The sequence below is a fragment of the Tenacibaculum retecalamus genome, from assembly GCF_027941755.1.
In the GTDB taxonomy this organism is placed as follows: Bacteria; Bacteroidota; Bacteroidia; order Flavobacteriales; family Flavobacteriaceae; genus Polaribacter; species Polaribacter haliotis_B.
Map to the genome: position 1 here is coordinate 24,247 of NZ_CP115916.1, position 15,771 is coordinate 40,017.

Consider the following 15,771-nt stretch of genomic DNA (forward strand, 5'->3'; position numbering starts at 1 on the left):
GTAAATTTTTTAAGGTTGAGTAAGCAAACTATTGTAAATCATTACCAACAATCGGGCAAAGTAAAGCAGATTGTAAATGCACTTCAACAAGAACAACACCATTTTCAAATAGCGAATTTGGTTGGTTCTTCGTTGTCTTTTGTTATTTCTGAAAGTTTTAAAAAAGCTGATAAACCCTATTTGTTAATCTTTAACGATAAGGAAGAAGCAGCGTATTATTTAAACGATTTAGAACAATTATTAGGCGATAAAAATGTGTTGTTTTATCCGGGCTCTTATCGCAGACCTTATCAGATAGAAGAAACTGATAATGCCAATGTATTGTTGCGATCAGAGGTTTTAAACCGAATTAATTCGCGCAAAAAACCTGCAATAATTGTAACCTACCCTACCGCTCTATTCGAAAAAGTAGTTACTAAAAAAGAATTAGAAAAAAATACACTTAAAATTACGGTTGGCGAAAATGTATCGCCCGATTTTGTAAACGAAGTATTGTTCGAATACAATTTTAATCGAGTTGACTTTGTTACCGAACCTGGCGAGTTTTCAGTGCGTGGGGGAATAATCGATGTGTTTTCATTTTCGAACGATGAACCGTATCGAATGGAGTTTTTTGGTGATGAGGTAGATAGTATTCGAACTTTTGATGTAGAAACCCAACTTTCTAAAGAAAAACTCAAGAAAGTTTCTATAATGCCGAATGTAGAAAACAAAACACTACAAGAAAGTAGAGAAAGCTTCTTAAAATACATTGCTGCTAAAACAGCAATTTTTGTAAAAAACAACGATATTCTCACCGAAAATTTAGATAAATTTTATAAAAAAGCAGAGTTATCGTTTAATGAACTATCTACAGATATAAAACACTCAAAACCTTCAGAATTATTTTGTGATGGTACTTTGATAAAAGGACAATTAGCAGATTTTACGACAGTTAATTTTGGTAAAACAGGTCATTCCGAACTTGTTTCGGAATCACATAATGCGACACTGAAACAAGTTCAGTGTAACGTAATTTTTGATACCCATCCGCAGCCCTCTTTTAATAAAAAATTCGATTTGTTAATTCAGAATTTTAACGAATTTTCAGCAAAAGGATTTACCAATTACATATTTTGTTCTAACGATAAACAAGCACAACGATTTCACGATATTTTTGATGATAATGAAGCCGAGGTATCTTATGAAACTATTGTATTTCCGTTATATCAAGGATTTGTCGATTTAGAAAACAAGATTGTTTGTTATACCGATCATCAAATATTTGAGCGTTATTATAAATTCCGTTTAAAAAATGGTTATGAGAAAAAACAATCCATCACTTTACAAGAACTTACCAAGTTAGAAATTGGAGATTACGTAACGCATATCGATCATGGAATAGGAAAGTTTGCAGGATTACAAAAAATTGATGTAGAAGATAGAAAACAAGAAGCCATTAAGCTTATTTATGGCGATCGCGATATTTTATATGTAAGTATTCACTCGTTACATAAAATATCTAAGTTTAATGGTAAAGACGGTAAACCACCTAAAATATACAAGTTAGGTTCTGACGCTTGGAAAAAAGTTAAACAGAAAACAAAAGCGAGAGTTAAGCATATTGCCTTTAATTTAATTCAGTTATACGCTAAAAGAAAACTACAAAAAGGCTATGCTTTTGGTCCAGATACGCACATGCAACATGAACTGGAAGCAAGTTTTATTTATGAAGATACTCCAGATCAGTTCACATCAACACAAGATGTAAAAGCCGATATGGAAAAAGCACAACCCATGGATCGTTTGGTGTGTGGTGATGTTGGTTTTGGTAAAACAGAAGTTGCTATTAGAGCTGCTTTTAAAGCAGTAGATAACGGAAAACAAGTGGCAATTTTAGTGCCTACAACTATTTTGGCTTTTCAGCATTTTAAAACCTTCTCAGAGCGTTTAAAAGACTTTCCAGTTACTATTGATTACTTAAACCGTTTTAGAACCACAAAACAGCGTAATGGAGTTTTAGAAGGTGTTACTAACGGAAGTGTAGATATTGTGATAGGAACGCATCAATTAACCAATAAAAAAGTCAATTTTAAAGATTTAGGATTACTAATTATTGATGAAGAGCAAAAGTTTGGAGTTGCCGTAAAAGACAAGTTAAAAACGATTAAAGAAAATGTAGATACGTTAACCTTAACTGCTACCCCTATTCCGCGTACATTACAGTTTAGTTTAATGGCAGCACGAGATTTATCGGTAATAAAAACAGCGCCACCAAATCGTCATCCTATAGAAACTAGTGTTATCCGCTTTAGCGAAGAAACAATTCGGGATGCTATTTCTTATGAAATTTCTCGTGGTGGACAAGTATTTTTTATTCATAACAGAATCGAAAACATTAAAGAAGTTGCTGGTTTGTTACAACGCTTGGTACCGAATGCTAAAATCGGAATTGGGCACGGACAAATGGAAGGTAAAAAGTTAGAAGAATTGATGCTTGGTTTTATGAACAACGAGTTTGATGTTTTAGTGTCTACGACGATTATTGAAAGCGGATTAGATGTACCAAACGCCAATACTATTTTTATCAATAATGCCAATAACTTCGGATTGTCAGACCTCCACCAAATGCGTGGTCGTGTAGGGCGTTCGAATAAAAAAGCATTCTGTAATTTTATTACGCCGCCTTTTCATATGATGACAGATGATGCGCGTAAACGTATTGAAGCATTGGTGTTGTTTTCTGATTTAGGAAGCGGATTAAATATTGCCATGAAGGATTTAGAAATTCGTGGTGCAGGAGATTTATTAGGTGGTGAACAAAGCGGATTTATTAATGATATTGGTTTTGATACGTATCAAAAAATATTACAAGAAGCTATTGTTGAGTTGAAAGAAAACGAGTTTAAAGAACTGTATCCAGTAGACGAAAATGTACCGAAAGAATATGTAAAAGAAGTACAAATTGATACCGATTTTGAAATTCTTTTTCCTGATGATTATGTAAATTCTGTTACCGAAAGATTGAGTTTATACAACAAATTAGGAACCTTAACCGAAGAAAAAGAATTGGTAGACTTTGAAAGTCAAATTACCGATCGTTTTGGAGAATATCCAACGCAGGTTCAAGATTTATTAGACAGTGTTCGTATAAAATGGTTGGCGAAAGAACTTGGTTTAGAGAAAGTTATTTTAAAACAAAAACGTATGATTGGTTATTTTGTTTCTGATCAGCAAAGCGGATTTTATCAAACTCCTGCATTTACAAGAATGTTGCAGTATGTTCAAAAAAATTCGAAAAGCTGTGTAATGAAAGAAAAAACTACCAAAAATGGATTACGATTATTAATCACTTTTATCAGAATTGATTCAGTAAATACAGCTTTAAAAATATTACAAAAAGTATAAAAAGAATGTCATTTCGAGGCACGAAGCAATCTGTATCTAAATAGAAGATTATTTCATCATTTTACTCTTCGTAATAAAGAAAAATAAAAAACATAAAATGGCATCAATATTTGGTCACGTATTAGCATCGTTTGCCTTCGGAAAAGGGTTTTCGAAATCTATTGTAAATTGGAAGTTCCTTTTATTAGGTATTGGTTGTGCAATATTACCAGACGCTGATGTAATAGGCTTTAGTTTCGGAATTAAATACGGGAGTTTTTGGGGACATCGCGGCTTTTCGCATTCACTTTTATTTGCGTTCATTTTAGGTTTTTTAATCACCTTAATATTTTATAGAAAAGAAATATTTACTAAAAAAGGTGCAGTTCTCATTTTATTTTTTACAATATGTACCGCTTCACATGCTTTTTTAGATGCTTTAACAACTGGTGGTTTAGGAGTTGCATTTTTTTCTCCTTTCGATACGAGTCGTTATTTTTTTCCTTGGCGACCAATTAAAGTTTCTCCCATTGGAATTGAACGTTTTTTTGGAGAAAGAGGCGTTAAAGTGATTATGAGTGAGTTTATTTGGATTGGAATTCCGAGTATAATCTATATCTTAATTACGAGCTATTTTAAAAGGGACAAAAAATAATCAATGCAAAACAATCAGCTAAAAAATATATCAGGCTTATTATTAGCAACACTTTTTATAAGTACGTCGGGTGTTTTAGGTAAATATATAGCCATGCCATCAGAAGTAATTGTATGGTTTCGCTCTGCTTTTGCCATGGTATTTTTATATGTTTTTTGTCGATTTAAAAAAATTGATATCAAAATAAAATCTACCAAACACGTAGTTCCGTTTATTATAAGCGGAATTTTTATGGCACTTCATTGGATTACCTATTTCTACGCTTTAAAACGATCTAATGTAGCTATCGGAATGCTCTCTTTATATACTTTTCCGGTAATGATTGCTTTTTTAGAACCCTTGTTTTTAAAAATAAAATTCAACCCTATATATCTTCTTTTAGGTTGCATGGTTTTATTGGGGATTTACACATTAGCGCCCGATTTTAATTTAGAAAGTGAGAATGTTCAAGGAATATTATTCGGACTCCTCTCTGCCCTATGCTACTCGATTAGAATCTTAATTTTAAAACAATATGTATTGCAATACAACGGTGTATTATTAATGTTTTATCAAACCTTAATAATTACAATATGTTTAGTACCTGTGTTGTTTTTTATGGATGTTTCTGGGTTTGAAAGTCAATATACGTATGTATTATTGTTAGCATTGTTAACCACCGCAATTGGGCATAGTTTAATGGTACATTCACTACAATTTTTCTCAGTTTCAGCGGCAAGTATTATTAGTAGTGTGCAACCAATATTCGGAATCATTTTAGCTTTTGTATTTTTAAATGAAATTCCGACATGGAATACTTTTATAGGCGGAAGCTTAATTTTGGTAACGGTGGTTATTGAGAGTATTCGTAGTAAAAAATAACATTGTTTAGAGTTACTAAAAACCAAAAATGATGTGTAATTTTTATAGCCCTTCTTTATTAATACTTTTTTAGTTGTTCTTTTAAAAGAATACGATATAAATTTACTCTTCAATAATTTCTATTGAAGAATAAATTTATATTAATACAGTTTTTGTTGTTGTTGGATAATGCTTTTCATAGTTACGTCTTCGTAATTTCTACGCACAAAACTTAAAGCATTGTCCAGTATTTCGCCCATTCCGTCACTATCTCTAAAATTAATATCACCTGTAAATTCGAAAATTTCCGATTTTAGTTTTTCAATGTTTTTAGGAATAGAAATATTGTCTGATTTCATTGCGGCAAGTAATCTGTTTAATCGCGAACGAGAACCTAAAACTCGTTTTGCAACAATAGATCGTTCTTCTAATTGATACTGTTCTACCGATTCTGAAGTTAATTTCTCAGCAACCAATTGCACCATTTTTAAATTCTCTTTAAAAAACTGCGGATAATAAACTTTAAATTTCCCTTCATAACACTGCTGATCAAAATCTATAGGACGAATTTTATACACCACATTTTCAAAATCGTGGGTTGGCACCACAACATAATTATACGAACGCATATCGCCTAATAAACGAATCATACAACGCTCGTTAAACTTTACAAATTCTTTGGCTATTTGTGCTTTTTCAATAGCCAAACAATCATCTAAATAATCTTTAATAAAAACATCACCCGGAATACCAGAAATATGTTCTTCAATTAAGGTATCTTGATGTACTAAGAAGTTTAAATTATAAGGCGATAAAATATCTTCTAATTCTAAGCCATAAATACGGGAAGCATCTGTTTTTTTAACGTAAAAATACGTGTAATTATCGTTTAAAATATTTCGAACCTTTACTCGAAATGGTTGCGAATTACCAAACGTACAAAAATCAACGGCATCAATATTTAAGTGTTTTATACTAGCATCCGACCCGTTTGAATGTAAAATGTTATACACTTTTTTTAAGCTTAAATCTATTTCTTCGCGTTCAAATTCGTTGTAATATACACGAACCCAAAGAGTATCGTTATCGTGTTTGTCATATACAGCTATTAATCCTTGAAAACGCAACAAATCATCGTAAAAGATAGGGATTTGAATGGTTCTATTATGTCTTTTTAAATAGAGCGAAAGCTTTTTATTAACAGGATATGCAGGTTTTCTTTGAGATATTAGTTTTTCTTCAGACATGTTTCAAAGGTACTAAATGGCAAACAATTTACCAGGTAAAGGTTTTATAACTCCTTTGAGCTCCATTTCAAGCAATAGTGAAGATAATTTATAAACAGGAATATCACATTCTAAAGCAATCACATCTAATAATTGTTTGCCTTTTTGTTGTAAAAAATCATATACTTTTTGTTCCGTTTCATTTAAGCTAACAAATAACTGTTGCTGTAAAGGAGTTGCTATTTTTGATTGTTGAATATCCCAATTCAACATTTTTACAACATCATTTGCTGAGGTTAATAAATGTGCCTGATTATTTTTGATAAGATTATTACAGCCTTTGCTATATAAATCGGTAGTTCTGCCAGGTAATGAAAAAACATCTCGATTATAAGAATTTGCAATATCTGAAGTTACCAACGAACCCCCTTTTTCTGCTGATTCAAGAATAATAGTGGCTTTGGATAAACCAGCAACAATACGATTCCGTTTTAAAAAATTTTCACGAAGTGGTTGCTCTTTATGCCAAAATTCGGTTATAAATCCGCCGTTTTTGTGAATTTCGCTCATATATTTTTTATGAGTTTTCGGATAAATTTGCTCTAATCCGTGAGCCAAAACTCCAATAGTTTGTAAGTTATTTTTAATTGCAGCTTTATGAGCACAAATATCTACTCCGTAGGCAAAACCACTTATGATTATAGGATTATATGCCGATAAATCAGCTATTAATTGATTGCAAAAATCACGACCATATGAGGTTATTTTTCTGGTTCCTACAATCGAGATAATTTTTTTACTGTTAAGGTTTATTGTTCCATCTTTAAAAAATAAGATAGATTCATCAATACAATATTTTAAATTTTGTGGATAATCATCCTCTAAAAAATAAGAATACTCAATATTGTTTTTTTGAATATAAACCAACTCCTCCTCTGCCCTTTTTAAGTTTTCTAGATCAAATAAATGAGAAGTTACATGAGCACCGATTCCGTTTATTTTTTGCAAAGAAGTTGCAGTTTCTTTAAAGACCTGTTCAACATCACCTGTAGCAGTAATTAACTTTTTAGCTAAAATATCACCAATATTTTTAGTCGCTTGTAATCGAAGAATAGCTAAGATTTTAGTTAATTTCATGCAGCAATAATTTGATTATCAATATACAAAAAACTGTTGATAAAAAATATGCGAAAACTACAAACAACTCAGCAAAAAAACTATATTTGTTATTATGACATTAGCTAACTACATAAACGATTTATTATACAGATACGATTGCGTAATTGTTCCTAATTTTGGAGGTTTTGTAACCAACAAAATAGGTGCTAAAATGAATGATGCTACTCAGACATTTTATCCGCCTAAAAAGCAAATTACTTTTAACTCGTATTTACAACATAATGATGGTTTGTTGGCAAATCATATTGCTTCGAGTAAAAAGATTTCTTTTGAAGAAGCAACAACTTTCATTGCAAATGAAGTTGCTGAATGGAAAAAGGAATTAGCAGCTACTTCAGTTGAGGTTGCATCAGTAGGAACTTTGTCTTTAAATGAAGCATCACAAATTGTTTTTGAACCATATGTAGCTAGTAATTTCTTAATAGCATCTTTTGGTTTATCAGAAATTGAAAGCACTTCTGTAACAAGATATAAACAAGAAGTAAAACCATTACCTGTAGTTAGTCAAGAAAAAGAAAGTAATACACCTGTATTCTTTAAATATGCGGCAGCAGCGGCAGTTTTAGTAGGGATAACATATGCTGGTTGGAATGGTATTCAAAATCAATCGCAGAAAGAATTTTTAGCTAATCAACAAGAAACAGCAACTAAAAAAATACAATCGGCTACTTTTGTAATCGACAATCCGTTGCCTAATATTAACTTAAATGTAACCAAAGCAAAAAACTTTAATTTTCATATTGTTGCGGGTGCTTTTCAAGAAGTAAAAAATGCTGAAAATAAATTAGCAGAATTACAACAACTTGGTTACGATGCTAAAATAATAGGAAAAAATAAATTTGGATTAACCCAAGTAACGTATTCAAGTTTCAGTTCTAAAGACGAGGCTCGTAAAGCGTTAATTTCTATTCAAGAAAGTGTTAGTGCAGATGCTTGGTTATTGATTAAATAATCAACGTTTAAATTACTTACTTTTTAGCTTTATGTATATCTTTGCATCAAAAATTAATTGATGAAAGCGCAAACACCTAAAGAATCATTAACAGTACTTACCGATCTTGTTTTACCAGGAGAAACTAATTATTTAGATAATCTTTTTGGAGGAGAATTATTAGCTCGTATGGATAGAGCTTGTAGTATTGCTGCACGTCGTCATTCTAGACGAATTGTGGTTACTGCCTCTGTAAATCATGTTGCTTTTACAAAATCTGTTCCTGTAGGAAGTGTGGTAACTTTAGAAGCAAAAGTTTCTAGAGCGTTTAAATCATCTATGGAAATTTATGTAGATGTTTGGATTGAAGATCGCCAATCTGGTGAAAAAACAAAAGTAAACGAAGGTATTTATACATTTGTTGCTGTTGATGAAACAGGAAAACCAGTGCCAGTACCACCAATTGAACCAGAAACGGAATTAGAGAAAAAACGTTACGATGCGGCTTTACGTAGAAAGCAATTAAGTTTGGTTTTAGCGGGTAAATTAGATCCTAAAGAAGCAAATGAACTAAAAGCATTGTTCTTAGGATAAAAAAGGCTTAAACCTTATCTATATCACCATTTTCAGATAAGAAAATAGCGACTGATTTTGTTTTGTCGAACTGAGAAAAGATAATAATCATAATCACGGTAATCGGTACACTTAAAATCATACCAGTAACACCCCATATTTTACCCCAAATAGCTAAGGATAATATAGTTACTAACGGACTTAAATTTAAGGATTTACCAAATAATTTAGGCTCAATAATATTACCTACAATTACTTGTACCAAACCTACGGCAATCAATACAATTAAAAAGGGGGTAAACTCACCAAATTGTATCAAACTAAAAATTGCTGGAAAAACCGTAGCGATTAACGAACCAATGGTTGGTATATAATTTAGTAGAAAGATTAAAAACGCCCAAAACGGTGCGCTGTCTACGCCTACAATTAATAAAACGATATAACTTAAAATTCCGGTAAGTAAACTTACATAGGTTTTTAATCGCAAGTAATTTGAAATAGAATATTCAATTTTTGCTAACATCGATTGCATGCTTGCATACTTATCTCCTTTTCCCTCAAACACTTTAATAAGTTTCTTTTTAAAGCTACTTTCTTCTAAGAAGATAAATAAGGCATAGATGATAATCATAAAAGTATCACCTAATAAACTACTAATTCCGTTAGCGATATTTCCTAAAACCGACCCGTAATTAAAATCACCAACGACCGATGTTACCGATTTGATGATATCAATATGAAAATAAGTATCTAAACTTTTAATAGTTGCATCAATATTCGGTTCGTATTTAGAATAAGAAGTAGATAAATCAGTAATACTATTGGTAATAATTCCTGATACAAAACCAAAACTTAAAACAATAAATGTAAACACAAAAACATTACTTAACCAAATAGGAATAAACTTTTTAGCAAACGGTATTTTGTAGATTGTTTTACGAATTTCACGTGTTAAAAACCAAAAAATTAAGGCAAAAATAAAAGGTATTAAAATTCCTTTACCAATCACTAATAAGGCAATGATAACAGTAATAATGATGATAAAACTTGCAGAATTTTTCATTTATCTTAGTTTGTACGTATCCAGTTTGCTGGATTTAATTTCGAAGTATTTTTAAATAGCACAAAAAGAAGCTTTGTTTTGCCTGAAATTTTATCAGTAAAAACCTTTCCTACTCTTTCTCCAGTTTTTATATTATCTCCTTTTTTTACATATACGTTTTCTAGGTTGTTATATGCTGATATATAATTACCGTGTTGTATTAATACCGATTTTTTACCACCAGATTGTGATTGTAAGGCTAATATTTTACCGTTAAAAATACTTTTAGCATCTGTATTTTTTTTGGTAACAATATGTAAACCAGGGCTATTAATTTTTATTCCAGAAAATGTAGGATGTGGCTGTATACCATACCTTCGTGTTATAATTCCGGCTACAGGCCATGGTAAACGCCCTTTATTTTGCTCGAAATTTACTAATAGCTTTTTTTCAGCAGCATCTAAAACAAAACCAGACGATGCTTTTTTAGTTGTCTTCTTTCCTTTATTTGCTTTGGCAATGGCATTTCTAATTAATTTATCGATACGAGCTGTTATTCGTTGCTCCTCTTTTATTTTACGTTGTAAATCGCGCTTGTATTTTTTCTCTTCTTTTTTAATTTTAGAAACTAATTTTTCTTGACTTTTTTTATCAGATTCTATTTCTTTTTTCTGCGATTTTTCATCAGAAATTAATAACTCTTTAGCTTTTTTCTTTTGCACTAAAGAATCGTTAAAGTGTTTAATTTCATTTGATCTTACAACGATATCTTCTCCTTGTTTTTTTCGATAATCATTGTATTGCTGCATGTATTTTAAGCGCTTATAAGCCTGATAAAAGCTCTCAGACGAAAGTAAAAACATAGTTTTACTTTGTTGAGACTTACTTTTATGAGTTTTTACAACCATATCAGCATATTCTTTTTTTAACTTTTTAAGCTGCTCATTATAGGTGGCTAATTGCTTTTCGTTTAGCGTTATTTCTTTTGATAGTTTTTGAGATTCTAGCTCAATTACTTTAATTAAACGTTCACGAGCACCAATTTTTTGACTTATATCTTTTAAATCATCTAAAGCATTTCCTTTTTGTTTTTTAGCTTTAAATAATAAATTATTAATCTGTTTAATTTCATTTTTTAGCTTTTTGTGTTTTTTTTCTAAGGTCTTTCGTTCCTGACCAAAAGAAGAAAAACTTACGGTGAAAAGGCATAAAAATGAGAGATATAAAACAGTTTTTTTCATTATAATTTAATTTCTTTATAGCCACTTGGCATTTTAAAACTAACGTTCAGTTTTGTGTTAAATTCTACCGAACGTGTTGTAATATCAATATTGGTAAACGAATTATTTTGTTTTGCGTTGATCTTAATTTTTTCAGGAAATAAGACACCTTTTTTATTAGCATATTTAGGATATGAAATATCTAAACGTTGCTTTTTTTCTTTATTTATAACCGATTGTTTGTTTAATTTATAATGAAGTGAATTTACATAAAAAAAGAGATCAAATAATTCGGATTGCTTTTTTGGTGAAAGCTGATATGATTTGTTAGAAATTTCTACAGCATGTCGCTTCGATTTTACATTAAATAAAGACTGTCCCAATAACATGTTTTGTAATTGCTGAAAATTTATATCTGTACCTAGTAATTTTTTAAGCATCGAAAAATCACCTTCAAAATAATTTTTATAAAAAGGAGAATAAAACTGCACTTTTGTAGGCGTAATTTTAGCCTTAAAAACAGTAATAAACTTGATCCCTTTTAACCAAATAACTTGATCTTTTTTAATTTTCATACGTACAGAAAATCCGACTTTTTCTTTGGCGTTTTTATAATTAACTTTTAAACGTGCGTCAATTGTTTTTTTATCAAAATTAGCAGCAATGTGTTTTTTAGCTACTCTTCGAGCAGACATTTCTTTAACTACTGTTGAGTTATTAGTCAAGTTTTTACTCGATTTACATGAAGAAAAACTTAAAAATAATATAATAAGAATTGTAAAATATTTCATAAAGTTTATAATAGTAAGAAAACCTATTTTAGAATTTTAGTGGCTTTATTTGTAAAGGATTTTGCCTTTTTAGTGTTGTTTAACTTTTTATAAGCTTTGGCCATTTCTAAATAAAATTTTGCTTCAATTTCGTTGTTATCAATTACAAAATCAATGCCGTTTTGTAAACTCTGCAAAGCTTTTTTGTATTGTTTGCTATTGTTAAGCGCTTTTCCATTCATTAAATAAACAAAAGGTTGTGCCGGAAATAAGGTTAAACCTTGTTCACTGTATTTTAATAAATCACTATGGTTATTTATAGTTAGCTCCTCTAATAAAAGCTTTAAACTGTTATATGTTTTTTCTTTTTCGAAAGCTGAACGTAAATCAGTGTTTGAATTATTTTTTATTGATTTTGTAGTTTTAGGCGGAGTATTGTTTAATTTTTCTAAAATCCTACGTAGCCTCGAATTTAATAATTTTGCCTCTTTTAATTCAGATAACACCTTTTTTGCAGCAACAACATTTCTGTTTTGTAAATGTAAAAAAACCAATAATTGTTTTTTCTTTGGATGTTTTTCTGCAATTTTTTCTTGGGTAATTATGGCTTCATCAAAATGAGCAACTCTCCTTAAAATAGTTACTTTATGAGTTAGCATCCACAGGTTATCGGGTTCTTTATTTAGTGCTAAGTTGATATACTCTATAGCTTCAATATTTCTTCCTAGTTTTAAATAGTTTTTAGAAAGTTCAAATAATACCGATTTGTTGTTTGGTACTAATTGATTACAGTTTTCTAAATATTCAATAGCTTTTTTGTAATTGAATATTGCTTTTTGCGAGAGTGCTTTAAAGAAACTTTCTTGAAATAAGATGTCCTTTTTTTCGGTGAGAGCTTCTGCAGCAGGAATACTATCTTGAGAGTAGATAAATAGAGAACAAAGCATCAAGAAAAAAGATAAAAATACCTTAATTCTTGATGCTTGATGCTGTTTTTTTTTATGTAAGATCTGTGTAATCACCTATACTTACTGATGTATAATTAGCATTGTATTTTGCATGATTACCAATCATTGCATTGTCTAATTTTGCATTAGATATTTGAACATTTGTTTGAATTAATGAATTTACGATTGTTGAATTTTCAACAACACTATTCTCACCAATAGAAACAAAAGGTCCTATTTTGGTATTCTTTAAAACTACATTCTTACCCACAAAACAAGGTTGAATAATTTCTGAGTTTTCTAATACAACGTCTGTAGCTACTAAATTGTTGCCATCGGCTTGTTCGAAACCTAAAACTTGTTTGTTGGTATCAACCGTTGGATCTTTTTTACCGCAATCCATCCAAGCATCTACTTTACCAGGAATAAATTTAGCCCCTTGTTGTTTTAAAGATTCTAAAACTTCAGTTAATTGAAATTCACCAGTAGGTCTTATATCATTATCTATTAAATGTTTTATTTCTTCGCGAAGTTTATCACCATCTTTAAAGTAATAAATACCGATAATTGCTAAATCAGAGACAAATTCTTTTGGCTTTTCAACAAAATCAGTAATAACACCATCCTTTAGTTTTACAACACCAAAGGCACTTGGGTCAGCTACTTGTTTTACCCAAATAGCACCATCAGCATTTGCATCTAAGGTAAAATCAGCTTTAAATAAAGTGTCAGCAAAAGCAACTACGCATGATCCTGTTAATGATTCTTTAGCGCAATAAATAGCGTGTGCAGTTCCTAAGGCTTCTTCCTGAACGTATACTGAGCCTTTTGCTCCTAAACTTTCGGCAATTGCAATTAATTTATCTTTAGTATCCGCAGGAAAACCTTTTGCAGCAGTACCAATTATAAAAGCAATTTCTTCTATTGGTTGGTTTACAACCGAAGTAATATCTTCTACTAAACGTTGTACTATTGGTTTACCAGCTATAACTGTTAAAGGTTTTGGAGTTGTTAGTGTATGAGGTCTTAAACGAGACCCAATTCCTGCCATTGGAACTATTATCTTCATATTTTCTTTTCGATTTTTAACGGTGCAATATACCATTAATAAAGCATTGAAAAAAGTTACAAACCTTCTGGTATTGCCGCTATTAATGTTTTGGTATAATTGGTTTTTGGATTGCTGTAAATTTCATCAGCATCTGCAATTTCTTCTATTTTACCTTTATTCATCACCACTAGTTGGTCGGCCATGTATTTTACCACAGATAAATCATGAGATATAAAAATATAAGTAAAGTTAAATTCAGCTTTTAATTGATTTAATAAATTTAAAACTTGTGCTTGTACCGATACATCTAACGCCGAAACGGACTCGTCACAAATAATTAATTTTGGTTGCAAAGCAATGGTACGAGCAATACCAATTCGTTGTCGCTGTCCGCCAGAAAATTCATGCGGATATCTATGAAAATGTTCTTTGTCTAACCCAACTTTTTCTAATAAATTATACACATATTCTTTTCGATCTTTAGTAGAATTTAAAATATTATGGACTTTCATCGGTTCAAGAATGGCGTTACCAATAGTAATTCGTGGGTTTAAAGACGAAAACGGATCTTGAAATATAATTTGAATCTCTTTCCGTAGTTTTTTAAATGCTGATTTTGATAGCTTGGTAATATCTATTCCGTTATAAATTATTTGCCCCGATGTTGCGTTCTCTAAACGTAAAACAGTTCTGCTTAAGGTCGTTTTTCCACAGCCGCTCTCTCCTACTAGCCCTAAAGTTTCTCCTTCATAAATTTTAAAAGACACTTCATTTACTGCTTTTACAATGGTAGGTTTAGCAAACCAAGAAGCATTAGATATAAAATTTTTGTGTAAGTTTTTTATTTCTAATAATGGTGGTTGATTATATATTTTTTGATGAAATTTGGTACGTTCTTCATCAGAATATATAGTTTTATTTACCGTATTATTAATAAAATCGTTTACGGTTGGTAATATTTTAAAACGTTTTTTAGTATTCGGTTTTGAGTTTATAAGCGCCTTAGTATAGTTTTCTGTCGGATTCATGAAAACCTCATCAGCTTTACCTTGCTCTATAATTTTACCTTTATTCATTACCACCACATTATCTGCAATTTCTGAAACCAAGGCTAAATCATGAGAGATAAAAATAATTCCCATTTTATATTCCTCTTGTAATTCTTTTAAAAGTAAAATTATTTCTTTTTGCACGGTAACATCCAACGCAGTTGTAGGTTCATCAGCAATTAAAAGTTTTGGTTTACAGGCAATTGCCATGGCTATAACAACCCGTTGTTTTTGTCCGCCACTTATTTGATGCGGATATGAGTTGTAAATGGCTTCAGGTCTTGGAAGTTTAACCTTTTCGAATAAGGTAATAACCTCTTTTTTTATTTCTTGATTTGATAAATTAGTGTGCTGCTGTAAAATTTCTGCAACTTGTATACCGCAAGTTAAGGTAGGATTTAAAGAACTCATCGGTTCTTGAAAAACCATCGCTATTTTACTACCTCTAATTTTTTGAAATTGATCATTATTGTATGTTAACAAATCTTGCTCTTCAAATAATATTTGCCCTTTTATAGTGGCAAATTTTGGTAGTAAACCTAAAATAGCTAAAGAAGTAATCGATTTTCCGCTTCCACTTTCTCCTACAATTCCAACGATTTCGTTTTGTAATAAACTAAAAGAAACATTTTGAATAACGGGAGGAGCATTTTTAAAACTTATTTCTAAATTTTTTATTTGAAGCATTTGTGTAATTTTTAATAAAAATACGATTTTTTTCTTCCAAAAATTAATAATACGAAATTGTTAAACGTAATTTATTGATAGATAGACTAAAAGATAAAACCAGTAAACTACTGGGTTTATAAGGTTTTTTAAAAAGGTGTTTTTGGGTATTACCTGTAATTTATCTAAATAATTATGAATATATTAATATTTTGCTATATTTGCGGAATAAATGACAATATATTAAGATTTTTTT

The 15,771-nt window shown here is 30.6% G+C and carries 13 protein-coding genes; 5 read left to right on the forward strand and 8 right to left on the reverse strand.

Features of this window, described 5'->3' with window-relative positions; genetic code table 11:
• Nucleotides 1–15 precede the first annotated feature (15 nt).
• From mfd to PG912_RS00115, 3 genes are all read left to right on the forward strand, one after another.
• Complete coding sequence (gene mfd / locus PG912_RS00105) at nucleotides 16–3,387, forward strand: transcription-repair coupling factor (RefSeq protein WP_275687993.1); 3,372 nt, start codon at nucleotides 16–18, stop codon at nucleotides 3,385–3,387.
• A 97-nt stretch (nucleotides 3,388–3,484) separates the two neighbouring features.
• Nucleotides 3,485–4,021, forward strand: coding sequence for a metal-dependent hydrolase (locus PG912_RS00110; protein WP_275687994.1), 537 nt, complete (start codon nucleotides 3,485–3,487; stop codon nucleotides 4,019–4,021).
• 3 nt (nucleotides 4,022–4,024) lie between these two features.
• Entirely contained in the window at nucleotides 4,025–4,882 is an 858-nt protein-coding gene (locus PG912_RS00115; protein WP_260585586.1) for a DMT family transporter, read from the forward strand.
• A gap of 140 nt (nucleotides 4,883–5,022) precedes the next feature.
• Here the strand turns inward: PG912_RS00115 and PG912_RS00120 are convergent, their stop codons facing one another.
• Together PG912_RS00120 and dprA are read right to left on the reverse strand one after the other, a co-directional pair.
• Nucleotides 5,023–6,108, reverse strand: coding sequence for a hypothetical protein (locus PG912_RS00120; protein ID WP_275687995.1), 1,086 nt, complete (start codon nucleotides 6,106–6,108; stop codon nucleotides 5,023–5,025).
• A 12-nt stretch (nucleotides 6,109–6,120) separates the two neighbouring features.
• The gene (gene dprA, locus PG912_RS00125) at nucleotides 6,121–7,224 is read right to left on the reverse strand and encodes a DNA-processing protein DprA (protein WP_275687996.1); all 1,104 of its coding nucleotides are present in this window, start codon (nucleotides 7,222–7,224) and stop codon (nucleotides 6,121–6,123) included.
• A 94-nt stretch (nucleotides 7,225–7,318) separates the two neighbouring features.
• Here dprA and PG912_RS00130 point away from each other — a divergent pair, with 94 nt between their 5' ends.
• Nucleotides 7,319–8,218, forward strand: coding sequence for an HU domain-containing protein (locus tag PG912_RS00130; protein WP_275687997.1), 900 nt, complete (start codon nucleotides 7,319–7,321; stop codon nucleotides 8,216–8,218).
• Nucleotides 8,219–8,278: 60 nt separating this feature from the next.
• Nucleotides 8,279–8,791, forward strand: a complete 513-nt coding sequence (locus tag PG912_RS00135) for an acyl-CoA thioesterase (RefSeq protein ID WP_260585582.1) — start codon at nucleotides 8,279–8,281, stop codon at nucleotides 8,789–8,791.
• 7 nt (nucleotides 8,792–8,798) lie between these two features.
• Here the strand turns inward: PG912_RS00135 and PG912_RS00140 are convergent, their stop codons facing one another.
• The 6 genes from PG912_RS00140 to PG912_RS00165 are packed head-to-tail and all read right to left on the reverse strand — an operon-like array spanning nucleotide 8,799 to nucleotide 15,536.
• On the reverse strand, nucleotides 8,799–9,833 hold the full coding sequence (locus PG912_RS00140; protein ID WP_260585581.1) for an AI-2E family transporter: 1,035 nt from the start codon (nucleotides 9,831–9,833) through the stop codon (nucleotides 8,799–8,801).
• A gap of 5 nt (nucleotides 9,834–9,838) precedes the next feature.
• On the reverse strand, nucleotides 9,839–11,053 hold the full coding sequence (locus tag PG912_RS00145; protein WP_275687998.1) for a murein hydrolase activator EnvC family protein: 1,215 nt from the start codon (nucleotides 11,051–11,053) through the stop codon (nucleotides 9,839–9,841).
• Nucleotides 11,053–11,823, reverse strand: a complete 771-nt coding sequence (locus PG912_RS00150) for a DUF4292 domain-containing protein (protein WP_275687999.1) — start codon at nucleotides 11,821–11,823, stop codon at nucleotides 11,053–11,055. Before PG912_RS00150 ends, PG912_RS00145 begins: the two co-directional genes overlap by 1 nt.
• A gap of 23 nt (nucleotides 11,824–11,846) precedes the next feature.
• Nucleotides 11,847–12,824 carry a tetratricopeptide repeat protein gene (locus PG912_RS00155; RefSeq protein WP_275688000.1) on the reverse strand — a complete coding sequence of 326 codons (978 nt, stop codon included), beginning with the start codon at nucleotides 12,822–12,824 and terminating at the stop codon, nucleotides 11,847–11,849.
• Complete coding sequence (locus PG912_RS00160) at nucleotides 12,802–13,818, reverse strand: sugar phosphate nucleotidyltransferase (protein ID WP_275688001.1); 1,017 nt, start codon at nucleotides 13,816–13,818, stop codon at nucleotides 12,802–12,804. The genes PG912_RS00155 and PG912_RS00160 overlap by 23 nt, the downstream gene beginning before the upstream one ends.
• Nucleotides 13,819–13,874: 56 nt before the next feature.
• Nucleotides 13,875–15,536 carry an ABC transporter ATP-binding protein gene (locus PG912_RS00165; RefSeq protein WP_275688002.1) on the reverse strand — a complete coding sequence of 554 codons (1,662 nt, stop codon included), beginning with the start codon at nucleotides 15,534–15,536 and terminating at the stop codon, nucleotides 13,875–13,877.
• Between the last annotated feature and the right edge of the window lie 235 nt (nucleotides 15,537–15,771).